21 protein-coding genes are annotated in these 16,726 nt (G+C 52.3%); 11 read left to right on the forward strand and 10 right to left on the reverse strand.

Annotation, left to right across the window (positions count from 1 at the left end; translation table 11 throughout):
* From RGV06_RS02680 to RGV06_RS02705, 6 genes are all read left to right on the forward strand, one after another.
* Positions 1-1,089, forward strand: a complete 1,089-nt coding sequence (locus tag RGV06_RS02680) for a 4-oxalomesaconate tautomerase (RefSeq protein WP_322149308.1) — start codon at positions 1-3, stop codon at positions 1,087-1,089.
* Complete coding sequence (locus RGV06_RS02685; RefSeq protein ID WP_322149309.1) at positions 1,089-2,012, forward strand: NAD(P)-dependent oxidoreductase; 924 nt, start codon at positions 1,089-1,091, stop codon at positions 2,010-2,012. Before RGV06_RS02680 ends, RGV06_RS02685 begins: the two co-directional genes overlap by 1 nt.
* A 26-nt stretch (positions 2,013-2,038) precedes the next feature.
* Entirely contained in the window at positions 2,039-2,923 is an 885-nt protein-coding gene (locus RGV06_RS02690; protein WP_322149310.1) for a LysR family transcriptional regulator, read from the forward strand.
* A gap of 114 nt (positions 2,924-3,037) precedes the next feature.
* Positions 3,038-3,901 carry an amidohydrolase family protein gene (locus RGV06_RS02695; RefSeq protein ID WP_322149311.1) on the forward strand — a complete coding sequence of 288 codons (864 nt, stop codon included), beginning with the start codon at positions 3,038-3,040 and terminating at the stop codon, positions 3,899-3,901.
* A gap of 54 nt (positions 3,902-3,955) precedes the next feature.
* A complete protein-coding gene (locus RGV06_RS02700) occupies positions 3,956-5,269 on the forward strand; it encodes a dicarboxylate/amino acid:cation symporter (RefSeq protein ID WP_122722110.1) in 1,314 nt (437 codons plus the stop codon).
* Between the two features lie 91 nt (positions 5,270-5,360).
* Entirely contained in the window at positions 5,361-6,590 is a 1,230-nt protein-coding gene (locus RGV06_RS02705; protein ID WP_322149312.1) for an OprD family porin, read from the forward strand.
* A 215-nt stretch (positions 6,591-6,805) separates the two neighbouring features.
* Here RGV06_RS02705 and RGV06_RS02710 read toward each other — a convergent pair whose 3' ends face one another.
* Positions 6,806-7,171: a histone-like nucleoid-structuring protein, MvaT/MvaU family gene (locus RGV06_RS02710; protein WP_322149313.1), complete on the reverse strand. Its 366-nt coding sequence runs from the start codon at positions 7,169-7,171 to the stop codon at positions 6,806-6,808.
* A gap of 461 nt (positions 7,172-7,632) precedes the next feature.
* Positions 7,633-8,292, reverse strand: coding sequence for a hypothetical protein (locus tag RGV06_RS02715; RefSeq protein ID WP_322149314.1), 660 nt, complete (start codon positions 8,290-8,292; stop codon positions 7,633-7,635).
* A gap of 496 nt (positions 8,293-8,788) precedes the next feature.
* Here RGV06_RS02715 and RGV06_RS02720 point away from each other — a divergent pair, with 496 nt between their 5' ends.
* Positions 8,789-9,280, forward strand: coding sequence for a hypothetical protein (locus RGV06_RS02720; RefSeq protein WP_322149315.1), 492 nt, complete (start codon positions 8,789-8,791; stop codon positions 9,278-9,280).
* 314 nt (positions 9,281-9,594) lie between these two features.
* On the opposite strand, the gene RGV06_RS02725 is transcribed toward RGV06_RS02720, so the two are convergent.
* Positions 9,595-9,804, reverse strand: coding sequence for a hypothetical protein (locus RGV06_RS02725; protein WP_322149317.1), 210 nt, complete (start codon positions 9,802-9,804; stop codon positions 9,595-9,597).
* Positions 9,805-9,973: 169 nt separating this feature from the next.
* Here RGV06_RS02725 and RGV06_RS02730 point away from each other — a divergent pair, with 169 nt between their 5' ends.
* Positions 9,974-10,273: a hypothetical protein gene (locus RGV06_RS02730; RefSeq protein WP_322149319.1), complete on the forward strand. Its 300-nt coding sequence runs from the start codon at positions 9,974-9,976 to the stop codon at positions 10,271-10,273.
* A gap of 179 nt (positions 10,274-10,452) precedes the next feature.
* Here the strand turns inward: RGV06_RS02730 and RGV06_RS02735 are convergent, their stop codons facing one another.
* From RGV06_RS02735 to RGV06_RS02755, 5 genes are read right to left on the reverse strand one after another with little or no spacing between them, the layout of a single operon-like run.
* Complete coding sequence (locus tag RGV06_RS02735) at positions 10,453-10,815, reverse strand: hypothetical protein (protein ID WP_322149321.1); 363 nt, start codon at positions 10,813-10,815, stop codon at positions 10,453-10,455.
* Positions 10,816-10,863: 48 nt separating this feature from the next.
* Positions 10,864-11,268, reverse strand: coding sequence for a DUF6957 family protein (locus RGV06_RS02740; RefSeq protein WP_322149322.1), 405 nt, complete (start codon positions 11,266-11,268; stop codon positions 10,864-10,866).
* Positions 11,269-11,275: 7 nt separating this feature from the next.
* The gene (locus RGV06_RS02745; protein WP_322149323.1) at positions 11,276-11,668 is read right to left on the reverse strand and encodes a hypothetical protein; all 393 of its coding nucleotides are present in this window, start codon (positions 11,666-11,668) and stop codon (positions 11,276-11,278) included.
* 42 nt (positions 11,669-11,710) lie between these two features.
* On the reverse strand, positions 11,711-12,190 hold the full coding sequence (locus RGV06_RS02750; protein WP_322149324.1) for a hypothetical protein: 480 nt from the start codon (positions 12,188-12,190) through the stop codon (positions 11,711-11,713).
* An 11-nt stretch (positions 12,191-12,201) separates the two neighbouring features.
* Entirely contained in the window at positions 12,202-12,471 is a 270-nt protein-coding gene (locus RGV06_RS02755) for a metallophosphoesterase (RefSeq protein WP_322149325.1), read from the reverse strand.
* 279 nt (positions 12,472-12,750) lie between these two features.
* Between RGV06_RS02755 and RGV06_RS02760 the strand changes: the two genes are divergently transcribed.
* From RGV06_RS02760 to RGV06_RS02770, 3 genes are all read left to right on the forward strand, one after another.
* Entirely contained in the window at positions 12,751-13,224 is a 474-nt protein-coding gene (locus tag RGV06_RS02760; RefSeq protein ID WP_322149326.1) for a helix-turn-helix domain-containing protein, read from the forward strand.
* Positions 13,225-14,007: 783 nt separating this feature from the next.
* Entirely contained in the window at positions 14,008-14,937 is a 930-nt protein-coding gene (locus RGV06_RS02765; RefSeq protein ID WP_322149327.1) for a LysR substrate-binding domain-containing protein, read from the forward strand.
* Positions 14,938-14,942: 5 nt separating this feature from the next.
* Positions 14,943-15,287: an MmcQ/YjbR family DNA-binding protein gene (locus RGV06_RS02770; RefSeq protein WP_046810097.1), complete on the forward strand. Its 345-nt coding sequence runs from the start codon at positions 14,943-14,945 to the stop codon at positions 15,285-15,287.
* A gap of 3 nt (positions 15,288-15,290) precedes the next feature.
* On the opposite strand, the gene RGV06_RS02775 is transcribed toward RGV06_RS02770, so the two are convergent.
* A complete protein-coding gene (locus tag RGV06_RS02775; RefSeq protein ID WP_048352163.1) occupies positions 15,291-15,689 on the reverse strand; it encodes a DUF1294 domain-containing protein in 399 nt (132 codons plus the stop codon).
* Positions 15,690-15,724: 35 nt separating this feature from the next.
* Positions 15,725-16,555 (reverse strand): undecaprenyl-diphosphate phosphatase, encoded by an 831-nt coding sequence (locus tag RGV06_RS02780; protein ID WP_019822847.1) that lies wholly within the window; start codon positions 16,553-16,555, stop codon positions 15,725-15,727.
* Positions 16,556-16,726: the final 171 nt, after the last annotated feature.

The following is a 16,726-nucleotide window of genomic DNA, read 5'->3' on the forward strand; positions in this document are numbered from 1 at the left end:
ATGCACCAGACCCGAATTCCGTGTCTTATGATGCGTGGAGGAACATCCAAGGGCGCTTACTTTCTGGCCGACGACCTACCGCCTGAAGGCAAGCTGCGTGATCAAGTATTACTTGCCGTTTTGGGATCACCCGATGCGCGCCAGATAGATGGCATCGGCGGTGCAAACTCGCTGACCAGCAAAGTCGCCATTATCAGTCGCTCAAATCGCCCCGACACTGATGTCGACTATTTGTTTGCTCAGGTTTCTGTCGAACATGCTCAAGTGGATTACGGCCAAAATTGCGGAAACATCCTCGCAGGTGTCGGCCCCTTTTCAATTGAGCGGGAGCTGATCAGCGCAGACGAATCGCTGACGACCGTGCGGATTTTCATGATGAATACTGGACAGATTGCCGTAGCTAACGTCCACACACCAGGTCGCATCGTCGAGTACGCAGGTGATACCCGCATTGATGGCGTTCCGGGCACCAGCGCTCCAGTGATTGTCGAGTTCGAAGACATTGCCGGCTCCAGTTGCGGAGCGCTCTTGCCTACCGGAAATGCCATTGACCGCTTCGATGGAATTGAAGTGACGTGTATCGACAATGGTATGCCTGTAGTGCTGATCAGGGCTACTGATGTGGGGTGCACGGGCGATGAAACCCCTGCGCAACTGGACGCCAACATTGACCTCAAAGCGTTGTTGGAATCGATCCGGCTGCAGGCTGGCCCCTTGATGAATCTTGGGGATGTCCGCGAGCGCACGGTACCGAAAATGTCTCTGATAGCAGCCCCCCGCAATGGAGGCGCAATTTGCAGTCGTACCTTCATTCCTCACCGCTGTCACACATCGATTGGGGTGTTCGGCGCTGTCAGTGTCGCCTCTGCCTGCCAGGTTAAAGGGACAGTAGCGAGCAGTTTGGCCCGAGTGGACACGGGTGAACGAATACGGCTGTCTGTCGAGCATCCAACCGGAGAGTTTACGGTCGAGCTGCGTTTGAGTGACGGTCAGTTATCCGGTTGCGGACTGGTACGCACGACACGTTTATTGTTCGAAGGCAACGTGCTCATTCCTGGGGATGTCTGGCAAAACACGGTGAACCCCTAATGAGCACTACCTTTTCTCTGATCGGATTCGGCGAAGCAGGTGCCATTCTGGGCCAGGATCTTGCCGCGCTGGACGTGAAGATCTTCGCCTATGATCGACTCCTTGAAGACCCCACCAAACGAGCAGCACTGCAGGAGCGCGCTCTTCGGTGTGGCGTTCAGCTATGCGAGAGTGCAGTTCAAGCGATAGCGCTTGGCGAGTGGATCATTTCAGCCGTCACAGCGGATAACGCACTCGAGGTCGCACTGAACGCGGCGCCACTGATGAGGCGTGGTCAACTGTTCATCGATATCAATTCCGTTGCGCCCTCTACTAAGCGCGCGGCAGCTACAGCGATGCAGCAGTATGGCGTTGATTACATCGATGCGGCAGTCATGGCGCCGGTACCACCACAACGCTTGAAAACTCCGATTCTGTTAGGTGGCCAACACGCTAGCCTGGTTGCCGAACGATTAAGCGGGCTCGGAATGAACGTGCGGGTAGTGGCTGAGGTGATTGGCGTAGCGTCGGCGATTAAGATGTGTCGGAGCATCATGATCAAAGGCCTGGAAGCACTAACCACCGAATGCTTGAGCACCGCTCGCCAATACCATGCTGAAGACGAGGTGCTGGCATCATTGCACCAGAGTTTTCCGCAGATGGGTTGGGATGGTGCACTCCCCCACTACTTGATAAGCCGCGTAGCAGAGCACGGTCGGCGTCGTTCAGAGGAAATGAAGGAAGTGGCAAAAACCGCTCGCGATGTTGACGTTGTTCCTAACATGAGCCAAGCCATCGTCAGCGCTCAGCTAGGGCTTGTCGATGCCATGCTTGATGCCGATATTGATTACCCAAACCTTGAGCCATTCGACTGGTTAAACCTGATAGACACATTGTATGGCAGTCCAATTGCTCGGGAAAGCGCTATAGAGGAAAAGCGGTAACATAGCCTTTTCCCAGAGTCGCACTCATGGATCTAAAACAGCTCGAATGTTTCGTCAGGGTGGCCGAGTTCGGAAGCTTCACCAAAGCTGCCGCTGTACTGAACATTTCTCAATCGGTCGTCAGCCGCCAAGTCAGGCAGCTTGAGGTCGAACTGCAGGAGCATCTGCTACTGCGAAATGGCCGGGGGGTCTTGCTGACCACTTCCGGGCAACGCTTGTTCGATCATGGCAAAGGCATCTTGCGACAGGTGCAAGTGGCTCGTGAAGATCTGCGCGAACAACGCGATACATTGTCTGGCAAAGTCGTCATCGGGCTCCCCCCTAGTATTTCCCGACGTCACACCGTGGCCTTGGTCTCTACCTTTCGTGAGCGTTTTCCCAACTGCATATTAGGGATCAAGGAAGGTCTCACACATTCGATGCGTGAGTGGTTGCTGCTGGGTCGCCTGGATTTTGCTTTGCTCTTCAATCCCGGTCACAGCGCACAACTACAATATGAGCACATCCACTCAGAGCCGCTGATGCTCATCGGTAGCCAGCACTCTAATCTCTCCTCCCAGGTAGCCATGAAAGACTTGGGGCACTACCCCTTGATTACTCCTAGCGAACCTCACTCCATACGCCGTCTCATCGAAAGTGAAGCGTCTCGGCATGACGTGCATCTGAACGTTTGTCTGGAAATCGATAGCATCCCGTCCCTACTGGAGCTCATCAATCTAGACATGGGATACGGCGTACTTTTTCGCTCGGCTTTGGCAAATTCCGACGGAAAAATGGAAGGTTTGAAAGCTGCCCAAATCGTTGACCCATCGATTCAGACACACCTATTTATAGCCACATATGAGCAGCGTCCGCTGTCTCGTCTGGCAGAACAGACAATGCTTTTGGTTCGCGAGATCTGCATAGACTGAAGATATGCATGCAAAATGTGCATAACTGCTAGAGCCTGCATCCGGTTGTTGTAGTGCGTAGATACGGCCACCATCGGGGTATCGCTTCCACTAACAATGACTAAAGGACACGAGATGAAAACCTGCCTCGCACCTGACTCTAATCCTACAAAACCCACGCAGATACTTCCTGTGGGTGCTTGGGATGCTCACTGCCATGTATTTGGCCCTGCGGCTGAATTTCCTTATGCCGAAGATCGTAGCTACACACCACCTGACGCTCCCTTTGAAACATTGCGGTCATTGCACGACCACTTGGGGTTCACTCGAGGTGTGATTGTTCAGGCCAGCTGCCACGGCAGTGATAATCGCGCAATGCTGGATGCTATCGCGCGAAGTGAAGGTAGGTATCGAGGCGTAGCAATCGTTGATGGTAGTGAAACCGACGAGCAACTTGCTGAGATGGATGCTGGCGGCGTTCGCGGCGTGCGATTCAACTTCGTTGCACATCTTGGTGGCGCGCCAGATCTGGACGTCTTTGACAGCACTGTGGATCGACTTGCTGATTTGGGATGGCATGTCGTCCTGCACCTTGATGCACAAGACATTCTTACCTATGCGGACAGACTGAGCCGTATACCCGTACCTTTCATCATCGATCATATGGGTAGGGTTAAAGCCCAGGATGGCATTGAGCAGCAGTCCTTCCTTGCGTTACAGCAACTGATGGAAAACCCGCTGGCGTGGGTGAAGGTATGTGGCGCAGAGCGAGTATCAGCGGGCCGCCGACCATTCAATGATGCCGCTCCTTTCGCAGAGAGACTGATTGAGATTGCTCCAGATCGCGTCCTCTGGGGTACTGATTGGCCGCATCCGAACATCAGTAAAGACATGCCCAACGACGGCGAGTTGGTTGATCTGATGTTCGACTTCTGTACCGATCCTCTGCTGCGTCGAAAACTGCTGATCGATAACCCGATGAAGCTTTACGGACGCTAGCCGCTACAACCTTTGCTGCGCCTCCAAAAATAAGACTTTCAGTGAGTGACCGCTATGAACACCAGTCCTGCACCTGCTCAGGTCGAAGTATCCATTCCCATCAAGGTGAAGACCAAGCCACCCTTCTATCGCGCAATGTACTTTCAAGTGCTCCTGGGAATTATCGCAGGCGTCGCCGTCGGCCACTTCTGGCCCACCTTTGCCGCCGATCTCAAACCGCTGGGCGATGCCTTCATCAAGCTGATCAAGATGATCATCGGGCCCGTGGTTTTTTGCACCGTCGTCACTGGCATCGCAGGGATGCGCGATCTGAAAAAGGTGGGGCGAGTCGGTGGGAAAGCGCTGCTCTACTTCGAAGTCATTTCGACCGTTTCTCTGCTGATTGGTCTTATCGGCGGTCACCTGTTCAATCCAGGTGCGGGCTTCAACATTGACGTCAATACGCTGGACGCGTCGGCGGTCACCGGGTTCGCTGAGAAGGCTCAGCACATGCACATGGTCGAATTTCTGATGGGGATCATTCCCTCGACGTTTGTGCAGGCCTTTGCCGAAGGTAACGTGCTTTGCATATTGCTGGTCTCCGTGCTCTTCGGGTGCGCCCTGTCAGCCATGGGAGAAAAAGGCAAACCGGTTTACGACATGATCGAAGGTCTATCCGGCGTGTTCTTTCGCATCGTGCACATCATCGCCAAGCTCTCCGCCATCGGTGCATTCGGCGCCATCGCTTTCACCGTCGGTACTTACGGTGTAGGCGCTCTCCTCCCTCTCATGAAACTGGTAGGCAGCTTTTACATGCTGTGTGCGTTGTTCGTGATTGTGGTGCTGGGTGGAGTCGCGAAAATTTGCGGATTCAGCATCCTGCGCTTTATCTCTTATATCAAAGAGGAGTTGTTGGTCGTACTAGGTACCAGTTCGTCGGAGGTGGTACTGCCTCAGATCATGGAAAAAATGGAACGACTGGGCTGCTCAAAACCCGTCGTCGGGCTGGTAATTCCCACGGGCTATTCCTTCAACCTCGACGGTACCAACATCTATCTGACCATGTCGGTGCTATTCATCGCTCAAGCCCTAAACATCGATCTGTCACTTTCGCAGCAACTCACATTAGTCATCGTGGCCATGCTCACTTCTAAAGGCGCCAGCGGCGTGTCCGGTGCAGCCTTTGTCATGTTGACCAGCACCTTAATGGTGGTGCCGCTTGTACCTGTGGCTGGCATGGTACTGATTCTAGGCATCCACCGCTTCATGGGTACCGGACTTGCCATGACTAACTTAGTGGGCAACGGTGTCGCCGCGCTAGTCGTGTCCGCGTGGGAAAAAGAACTGGATCGCGACAAGCTCGCCCTGGAACTTGGCACCAAGCAGTAACACCCCAGCTCTACCCATCACAATATATCTAAAAAGTCTCTGTTCGGTGATGTACCGAACAGCGGCTTCCTGCGTCAGGAAAATAATAAAAATGAACCGCGCCTCATATATTGCTCTGCTCGCGTTAGTGTTTATGTCCATCGACATGTGCATGGCCGATGGGTTTATAACGGACAGTAAAATTCGTCTGGAAGCCCGAAACTTCTATTACAACGGAGATTTTCGCCAAGGGACAGGCGTATCCAAAAGGGAAGAATGGGCCCAAAGCTTTTTGCTCAACTACGAGTCGGGATACACACCGGGAATCATCGGCTTCGGCGCCGACGCGCTGGTGTTTACAGGTTACAAACTGGATTCGAGCCCAGATCGTTCCGGAAGTGGCCTGCTTCCAAAGCGGGCTTCCGGAGAGGCCGCTGATGAATACTCAAAAGCGGGATATGGCGCCAAACTCAGGATATCTCAGACATCACTGCGCTATGGTATGTCATTGCCAAAGGTTCCAGTGCTTCAGTACAACAACAGCCGACTGCTTCCTCAGACGTTCCAAGGATGGCAGATCAACTCTGCCGACGTGGATCGCCTGACTCTGAACTTGGCTCAATTCGACAAGACGATTACACCGGACTCTACCGACCTTCAGGAGATCTCCCTGGCAGTGAAAGACGGTCGCTACCGTGTAACGGGCGTCGGCGACAACTACCGATATGGCGGTGGGACATACAAGCTAACGTCACAGTTGAGTGCAACGTACTTCTATGGCGAGCTTGATGACGTATACCGTCAGCAGTTCGCTGGATTGATACACAACACGCGTATCGGCAAAGGCATGTTGACCACTGATCTGCGCACCTTCTCAAGTCGTGACGTCGGCGCAGCCAAAGCAGGAGAGGTTGATAACCGTGCCTACGCTGCCGCGCTCGACTACGTCTTGGACAATGGGCATAGCGTCATGGCGACCTACCAAGTCATGGGCGGTGCTACGGGTTTTCCTTACATCAATAACCCCTACCTACCCAACTACGTTCAATACCACGACTTCGGAAGCGCAGGCGAACGTAGCTGGCAGCTGCGTTATGGTTACGACTTCGCAGCCATGGGTATTCCAGGTTTGAGCTTTTTCACTGCGTATATCCGGGGGGATGGTCTGAAGACGGTCGGTGCCGAGAAAGAATGGGAGCGTGATGTGAACGTAAACTACGCCTTCCAGGGATCGTTGAAGGGGTTCTCTGTGCGACTACGGAACGCAATCTATCGAAGTGACGCCGCCAGGAATATTGACGAGACACGCTTGATCGCAAGCTACTTGTTCACGTCCTTCTAAACAGCAATTGAGTGACGTTGCAAGAAGCAATTTTGATGCGTAAGACCCTCACAAACGCTTCTTGGATTAACTCCAGCGATGCGACCAACTTTCGATGACAGATAGACTACCTCCTTGTCATTAGCTGCATTTTGATCGCAGTCCGCAGCTAAGAGATACTCTTTCCTCTAACCAAAAAAGGGCCCTCGAAGGGCCCTCTTGTATTCAAACCAAAATCACTTGGCCAGCCAGGACTCAACGGTCGCCGCGCCGTGCTTTGTTTTCCACTCCTTCAGCGTCTTGTGATTACCGCCCTTGGTTTCGACGGTTTCGCCAGTGTGAGGGTTCTTATAGACCTTCAACTGACGAGGCTTGCGACTGCCAGCTTTCGACTCGACGGTTGGAGCGCTGCGGCCAGCCTGAGGATCCAGCAAGTTGATCACATTGGACAGGCTGTAACCGTACTCAGCCAGCAGACCACGCAGCTTAGTTTCGAATTCTATTTCTTTTTTTAGGCCCGCATCGTCTTTTAGGGCTTCGAGGGCTTGGAGTTGCTCAGCTAGGTGTTTTTCGAGTTGGCGAAACTCTGCGAGTTTGGACATGTTTATTCGCTCCGTAGTTAGTCACCTAACAATACACCAAACTCTGGAGTTGACCGAAAACGTTTAGTTATAAGATTCATGAAAAGCGATCACGAAGGCCCGCACTGGAGAGTCTAGGTTCGCATTTTAATTTAATCGCTTCCTGTAAAAGCGAAGTATTGAGATCAACCTCTTTGAGGCATGGATATGTCTACGGAACCCAGCGCGATTCAGAATTCACGCCCAGGCAGAGAGGCACGTTAGGTGTCGGAAACGAGCTTGAGGGAAAAATGATTGAGTTGATTCACGAGGCCGATACGTTGAGCTCGTTGCTTGCCGAGCAGGAGGCAGTAAAGACTGCCTGAAAGAAGTACAAGTACTTGGACGTGGTACCGGTTAAATTGATGTAGACGACGCAACTGGGCCGATGAGCACTCTATCTCTAACGAGCACCCCACTCTTGGTTCTGCTCTCTATCTGCATCAGCTAGGTGGCATTGTCGACGAACAGCCCGTCACTTGTGGGTAAGTCTTGCAAACCACCATATTTTTATTTTTGGGCTCAAAGCCATGATCAATCATGCAGCGCTGCACTTCTGCAGTGCGCCCGATGTTGGCGACGTCCAGATTCGACCCGAGTGGTTTCGCATAGCCGCAGGAGTACATCACCGGCAGAGCTTCACTATCATTGGCTACCTGTACTGAGAAATGGAGTGATGCTCCCGCTTTACGCCATGAGACCTGCATACGTTCATCCCGGCCGGAATTGGGCTTGATTGGGTGAAATGCTTCATCTTCGACAAACGGTAACGCTTCGAGCTGGGACAAGCTGAGCGGACGGCCCTGCCTTTCTTCTACGCATGCGGGCATATTTTCCATTATTTCACAGTATTCAAAGCCGTCTTTGCGAATAAAGCCAAGACGCTGCATACACTGGAATTGCTGCACTTGATCGTTTATTGGCAAATGCACCATCGAAGTGCCTACCGGGTCGCCACACTCTGTCATTGCGGCTTTGACATCCTCAACTGTGGTCGAAGCGCGTTTCCATCGTGTGAACTCAGCTGACGGCGGGCAGCCGGTGAGTAAAAGTACCGATGAGATAAGAACTGGGATGATAATAATCTGAGATTTGTTGAGCATATTTTGTCCTTAATTTATGTCAGTCCATCCCAATGGTGTCCAAACCTTCGGGGGCATAAACTGAAATCAATAATCCTGCCACATGACTCCTACCAGTATCAGCCGTCACTTGAGCGGTCTCAAGTATGCCGAGTGTAAAACGGGTGGTTGATCTAAGCGCCCCCCGTTCTTAATGAAAGCTGACAAGAACTACTCATGGAAAGGCTGGGCAATGCTCCAGTTGCCCTCCATCAAGATCGACAGCCAACGGGATGTACGACTCAGGTTGATCATTCATCGACGTCTGACGCCCCTGGTAGCAGCTTGACCAACTCTGGGCCCTGTTTACGAACACTACCCACCGCCTTGCTTACCTTGTACCAATGAAAGTCGGTAGCAGGCCGGCAATGTTCCATCTCGATTTCCCGCGCGCGTTGGGGTGAAGCGTCTGATAGATCGCAACATTTTCCTTCCTTGAGGTAGGATTTCAAAATCCGATCATCTGGAAGAACTCGAAATGCTGGTAAAGGATCGAGAGAAATTTGGCTTCGGCCGACGTGTGCGCAGGGAAATATTGTACTCATCCCTAATCGGCTCAGCACCAATGGTCGTGTGTAGCACTGCCTCAGAGTTAAGCGAAATGGTGAAGACGCTCCTGACGGCGCCCGTCCTAATCGGATACTACACGGTCATCCTTGGGATATTTACGTTGGTAAGTATCCTCATCCTCAAAGCGCGGTTCCGCTCACCTAGCTACAACCACATGATGCGGCAGATCCACGTATTCCTTCAGAACATCGGAGGAAGCCTGCTCATGGCGTTTAGGGCAGCCCTTGGGGCGATGATTGGATTTCTCTTGATGTGGGGCTATCAGGATCCAGACACGATGAACCTTTCCGGCGTGTTCACTACGGCCAGCTATGCGATGATGACGCTGAGCGTTTGCATCATGTTGGCTTGGATGGATGAAGCATTGAGAGCACCCCACGCCATGACCCGTTACAGTTGAGGGTCGCTATACAGGCCTTCTAGCGTCGGGGCCGACGATGAACCATAAACCGACTTAGTCCGCCCCATTAAGGCGGACGCCAAATGCTGAAACGGCCTCACTACACCTTTCGCCCGGATTGGCTGATCCTTCCCGGCAGACTTTTGAGACATCAGCCGATGCACAGGTAATTACTAGGTCGGCTTAGTAAAATGAGACTCTCCGTTTGTGATTGCTGTGGTGGTGTCAGTAGCCCCCCCAGGGATCGAATTTTTCTCCATACCTAGCGTGTAAGGCGCGATTGCGCTCGATCCGCCTAATCCACGGATCGTAGTCTATGGGCAGGCTGCGAGCTTAGCGCTGATGATCATTTGCACCGTTTCGTCACGCAGTAACCTGCTGGTCAGTTCACGGTATTCGCCACGCGTAACCACACCATAAACGGCGTAATTGTCTTTTACGTACAGGTCGGTCATTCCCACCCGCAGATGGCCATATTTTTCTACGTCATCGGGGTAGATGTCCTCTAGGCTGAGGTATCCCATATCGAACTCCTTGGTACGCTACACAATGTTCAAAGACGCCACCGATAGCGTGTAACAACATTAAATTCGGCCCTTCGCGTCAGCGCTTACAAAAAAACCAGCCAACAGCAGGCGATATAGTGTGCGCATGATAACTTCAGCACAGACATCACTGTTCTGAGAACCCACCTTGAGCACAGCCACCATACCCAACGATTTCAAAACACTGATCAATGCACCAAAATTTTCGGACGACCCGGTTGGTCGGCGTCAAATGAAGCGGTGGCAGCTCATCGCCGAAGACATCTACAAAAGCACTTCCACAGAAACGCTGCTCGAAGCTAGAGGCAGAGCTGAAGGCTACATCAATGGACTTGTGGACGCTGGGCATCTGTCAACGAGAGATACCAACCGTGACTACCTCATTTTGAGCATTGTCCAACGGAGGCGTGAGTTTTTGCAGAAACTGCTGAACGAATTTGGCTATTAAACCAAGGCGAGCTATGAATCCATCCGATGGAAAAAATGAGTTTCACCGGATAGCGGCAAGTTGAAGCGCTCCGCACGTCTAACTCGGAGCGCTGCTGATCAAAACCGTAATTGCAATTCAGCGCTCATCAACTGCCATACACTCATACCGCCACTATGCCAGAGATCAAGTATTCAACCTTATGACTTGAGACGTTCACATGATCGAAGCAACTCAAGAAAACTACGTCGCCCACCGCCGCGCTTGAAGCTGCCAACGAGGTAATTCCCCTCCCCCGTCTCCAAAAGCCAGAAGCGTCCTTCTTTCCAAGCCTGTTGAATTTTTGTCGTGCAAATTATTCCGCCATTGGCTGTTCTATACGCGTCATCTTCCTGAAGGTGATCGAAGAACACGCCAAGGCACCTATCTTCTATGATCACCGCATCGCTGATAAAAGCCGTGATGACCACGGTGTATTTTCGAAGACTCGCCTGTACAAGACGACTCAACTGAAAGTCACTGAGATACTTACTATGAAATTCGACTTCGATGATTTCTGGCATCCGGCCAAAGCTCCAAAATGACTCAAACTGTATTTGCTGCGGTCATTGCTAACCGGCTTTCATGGAAAAAGCAGCACCCATACTGGCCTCTTTTCTAAGGCCCGATCCCCAAAGGAGGTAGACGGTACTCTTGGTTTCAAACATGCAGCCTTCAGTGAAGGATTTGCCGAAGTTACTGCGTACCCACATGGCAGGCTGGAAACGACCTTTACTGTCTAGGACTATGTCATGAGCGAATAGCGTCATGGGAAGCAGCCCGAGCCCGGTGAGCTTTTCTTTTTCATCTGAGTTAGCCGTAAGGTCGATCAAATTCCATTGCCGTACTACGCAAAATGCTTTCCCCGGGAAGATTTTTGCGGACAACGCAATCAGCTCATCTTCAGTGCCTTGCCAGCCAGGCATCTCCTCGCCTGCGCCGTAAAGCAGCTGCGAGATTTCTTCTAACGTAACCATGAAAACCTCAGATCGATGAATGTTCGCAGACACTGGTATAGGTCTGACCCGTCATGGTCACGAATTCGTAGATCGGTGGTTCTTTGTCAGCACTCTGCAATTTGATTTCAGTAAGGGGCTCCAGCAGATGTTGTCCTTGTCTGTTCATCCACGGGGGAGAAAGTAGATAAATTTTTGTTACCCCGAGAAACCCAAGATCACCTGTATTGCATAGGTCGTTAACTGCTTCTGCATCGCTGACGAGGCGCATGTTTGGCCCAATGCATCCATCAACAAGACCGACCCCTTCTACCAAGAGGGAATACTGGTTATGACTGAGATCAATAGACTTCCACAACAAAAGATTTCCATCGGGCATTTTGAATCTGCCTTTCAGTTGACTCTCGCTTGTTCTAAACACAAAGCACTCCTAGGTAACCGCTTTTTGACGCTCCGTTGATAGTCAAATCGTGAGCACTAAATCAGATATGAATCCGGTGTTTTCAAACGGATGGCCGCGTGGATTTGATACATGCGGAATACCGCTGATGGATTTGTAATAGGCAACATGCGCGTGGCCGTGAATCCACAGGTCTATGTCGAGCTCTCCAAATTCTTTCCAATCATTGACGCAGGCAGCAGCTAGATGCCCCATCTCATATTTAATTCTAGGAGCACGTTCAGGTGATGGTGCATGGTGCGTTACAACAACCGTCTTGCCTTGATACTTTGTAGACAGTTGGGCGAGGAACCACCGTTTCGCAAATTCCGACCTGTTCAGGATTTCGATTGGCTTTACTCGCCGGTACAGAGTTCCAGTCCTGATCTGCCTATAGTCGTTCATGGATCCTTGGGCGCTATGAAGCGCAGCAGTCACGTCGCCGGTTGAACCGAAATCAGTCCAGCCTCTTGTACCCAGAAACCTAACTCCATCGATGACCACTTAATCGTTCACTAGAACGTGGACATGCGTATGCGCATTAGCCCCCATTTTCCCAAGGTTCGGTCGAGGTGGCCTTTGTAGAACTCATGATTTCCCGCGACGTATACCACCGGGCAACGAAAATTTTTGTTTGCCCATTCCACCCCCCTGGCCAATAGATCGATGTCCCCAGCCAACACGACGACATCCACATCATGCTTAGCGGGCGAGAAATCCTGGAACTCAAGGTGGAGGTCAGGCAGTAAGTGAATGTTCAAAATCTCCCTCCTTAATAAGATCATCTACGCTGTCAATTTATGGCTAAAGTTTCAATTCGGTTACTGATCACGCTGGAGTGAAAATGTGCCATTTAAAAATTTCATCCAGAATCTCCACCAGTGATAGCGAATTGATTAACCGACTGCAATCGCACAAGGGAGCAACGTGATCCGTCGTTTTGCGCCATCTGGGGATTTACTTTCTCACACGCATCTATCCGGACTCAGATCCCATATCGGGCATTATATTCCATGGCATGGGACTCATCAATATGGCCTTATCCTCGCTTTTGAGGATTAGCCATGATCAAGAGGGAATCGCTGGCGGCAATACTCCGACTAGTTCGATCTGCTCGCGGCCTTTCGAAGGAAGATCTTCAAGATCAAATTGATCCCAAGCATCTATACAATCTCGAGAACGCCAAGACTGGCACAACCCTCGATATGCTGAATACGATCTCCTCAGCACTGAGCGTCAATCCATTGGCTCTACTTTTGCTCGCATCATGTTTTGACAGAAATCTGTCTCTCGATGAAGCTCTCGAACGTATACGCGCAGAGATAAAAGGTCTCATCGATCTAGGGGTTGTGAAAAGCATGCCCGAGCAATTCGTTGATGGCTCACTTGTGCCCAGCAAGGCTGGACAACGTTCTTCTCTCGAAAAAATAGAGGCTGTGCTTCGTTGCCGGGAACAAGGGATGACGCAGAAAGAAACGTCTGACGCGCTTGGCATTCCGACTTCAACTGTTAACCGAATATGGCAAACGCCGAGATAGACATTCGAATGGCAGTAAAGGAAGCCCGCTCCTTCAGACTTCTCATATTGATAAATCCACTGCAGCTCATTTTCTACCGAAGCGCTGAATGTTAAGACTGATCTGCCAAGGGAATATGGCGGCTTAATTATCGGCCTGTCACGCGCCCGCTCCTCCGACTCATTCGATGTCATCTTCCAAGCCTGAATCCCGCTCCGAATCCCGTGCTTCTAAAAGAGGGAGCGGGTTTCACATGTGGCTTGTGAGCAAAGAATTGAAGGAGCAACCCTTGGGTGAGTCTGAGAATTACAAAAATTCTGGGGTGGTCATTGAGCTAAAAGGCCTCAGGATTGTGCCAGCCCGCAAAGAGACTTGGAGGCTACACCTCGCGGTTGCGGCGGTATTGTCGCGCCTAGGATCCTTGTGTAGCCAACGCATGGATATTCGGCAGTGAACACTGCAAACCATGATATAGAGCTTTCGCTGCTGACGTCATTTATGCGCTTGAGGCCGCTGCCGCATTGATCAGTAAACACCGGGTTTACGTCCGGACTTAGTTACCTCATTGACCCCATGCAATCGTTCATAACGTCAACCCGAAGCGTGCCGACGAACATTCCCGAGCCTTTCTGGACAATTGAAGGAGTAAAATGGCCGGCAGCATTTTCGCGCCCTTAATAGCTTTTTTTTACTGGGTGGATACCTTGGATACGAAGTCGAAATGCGAGCGACTTTAGAGCGTCGCATTTGACAAGTCGTCAAGCCATAAAAAGAGATTAACACATTGAGCATGCGAGTTTTTTTATGCCATTGACAGATGGTACCGCTAGGAATCTTTCCGACCTGTATTACTTCGCCAAGGTGGTCGAAGCCGGTGGCTTTGCCGCGGCGGGTCGGCTGCTGGGGATTCCAAAGTCACGCTTGTCGCGCCGGGTGGCCGAGCTTGAAGAGCGCCTTGGCGCCCGCCTGCTGCAGCGTACGACACGTCAACTCAAGCTTACGGCGGTGGGTGAACGCTACCTGCGCCATTGCCAGGCCATGTTGCTTGAGGCCGAAATGGCCGATGAGGCCGTCGCCAGTATGTCCAGCGAGCCACGGGGACGCTTGCGCGTGACGTGTCCTGTGGGCCTGGCACATGAATTCATGCCCAGCGTAATCAGCTCATTTCTGCAGGCCTACCCTCTTGTGCAACTGGAAGTCAGCCTGCTTAACCGGCGCGTCGATCTGGTCACTGAAGGCATTGACGTCGCCTTGCGTGTTCGCGAAGAAGGCGATGAAGACCCGTTGCTGGTCACGCGACGCCTGCGTCAGGCCCGCACCGTGATGGTGGCTAGCCCCGAGTTTGCCCGTCAGTGGCCTGTCGAGAGCCCCGAAGACTTGAAAAACGTCCCGCTGCTGGGGGCGCTTGAGGCGGATCGCATGGTTCATTTGCGCATGCTCGATGAACAGGGCAAGGCCTGTAACCTGGTTCTCGAAGCGCGTTTGGGTATCGACGATTTTGTCGTGCGCAAAGCCTGTACCCTGTCCGGCCTGGGCTTTACGGTACTGCCCATGATGTATTGCGAAAAGGAACTGCAAGACGGGCAGCTGGTTCAGATCTTGCCCTCATGGACACTTCCAGGTGGCTGGCTGCATGCGGTATACCCCCATCGACGCGGCGTGATGCCTGCCGTCAGGGCCTGGATCGACCACTTGGTCGAGTCATTTGAAAGCTGTGGAGACAAACTGCTATGACCCAGATGACCAAACATGACGTAGCAGAATTCTGCCGCAGCCTGCCGGGCGTCAAGGAAGACGTGAAATGGGGAGGTGTTCAGGTGTTTTATGTTGACGAGAGCAAGATGTTTGCCCTGTTCAACCTGAACCGTGACGGGCTCTCGTTCAAGGTCGAGAAAGAGTTGTTTCTGGGGTATGTCGACCGTCCTGGCATACGCCCGTCGCCGTATCTGGCGCGGGCGTTCTGGATCAACATGCAAGCGCCCTACCCGATGGGCGCTGCAGAACTGCAAGACCTGTTACGCCGCTCCCATCAATTGGTGGTCAGCAAACTGGCCAAAAAACGTCAGATCGGCTTGTTGCTTTAGTCGCTACAGGTTCGCAAAGGTCATTTTCACGAACAGAACGTCAATCCAGATCACCTGGTGCAAAGCCACGATCAGCCAGAAAAATACCTGGTAAGACACCTTGCGGGTTTTGTGGCGAAACACCTGTTGCGCCACCAAGGCTCCCGGCCACCCGCCCAGCAGCTCAACCCCGTGCAGGACGTTTTCCGGGGTGCGCCACTGGCCAGTCCTGGCCTGCTGCTTGTCGTACCAATAAAGGCCAAACGCCACGAGGCTGGCAACTGTGTAAGCCAGCAAGGGCATGCGGCTGCCCCCGGAGAACAGCAGGTTCACCGAACCGCCCAGCGGCAACGCACAGAGCAACGCCAATACCAGCAGCTTGAGCTTCACACCACGAATCGAGGCGCCCTTGGGCTCACGCATGCCGGCTGATTCGCGCCGATCCTTAACCTTGTTTTTCACGCGGAAGCCGCTGACCAGTCGATCCAGCCGAACTGCCACGTGGCCAGAATCAGCAGGCCAAACGCAATGCGATACCAGGCGAACACGGCATAACTGTGGTTCGAAATAAACTTCAGCAATGCCCGTACCGCGATCATGGCGAAGATAAACGAGGTCACAAAACCAATCGCGAACACCGGCAAGTCGTCAGGCTGGAACAGATGACGGTATTTGTAGCCCGAGTACACCGCTGCACCGACCATGGTTGGCATGGCCAGGAAGAATGAAAACTCGGTCGCCGCCTTGCGCGACAAGCCAAACAGCAGGCCGCCAATAATGGTCGAGCCAGAGCGCGAAGTACCGGGAATCATCGCCAGGCATTGCGCAAAGCCGATTTTGACCGCGTCTTTCCAGTTCATGTCGTCCACTGTTTCCACACGAATCACGTGCTGGCGACGTTCAGCCCACAACATGATCACACCACCTACCACCAAGGCCGTGGCAACGGTAATCGGGTTGAACAGGTACTCGTGAATCACATCGGCAAAAATCACCCCCAACACCACCGCAGGCATCACGGCAATGATCAGGTTGGTGGTAAAGCGGCGAGCCTCTGGTTTAGTGGGCAAACCGACGACAACGTCGATGATCTTGCGACGAAATTCCCAGACCACAGCCAAAATGGCGCCCAGCTGGATGATGATGTTGAACGCCATCGCCCGCTCGCCGCCGAAGTTCAGCAAGTCGGCCACAATAATCTGGTGGCCGGTGCTCGAGATCGGCAAAAACTCCGTCAAGCCCTCAACGACGCCAAGTATCAACGCCTGAGCGGCAGTCCAAAGATCCATTATTCCCCCATAAAGCCCTGCCTCATGCAGAGCTGATTAGTCTTGATTTAGTGTTTGCCACCGCTGCCCTGAAGTCGATTTCAGGTGCGGGATGTTCCCCGGAACGGTGTGAAAAAACTGTCAGAAATCAATAAAGATGAAGCTTTGCCAATTTCGGCCGAGATCCTATCA

The organism is Pseudomonas sp. CCI3.1 (assembly GCF_034313985.1).
In the GTDB taxonomy this organism is placed as follows: domain Bacteria; phylum Pseudomonadota; class Gammaproteobacteria; order Pseudomonadales; family Pseudomonadaceae; genus Aquipseudomonas; species Aquipseudomonas psychrophila.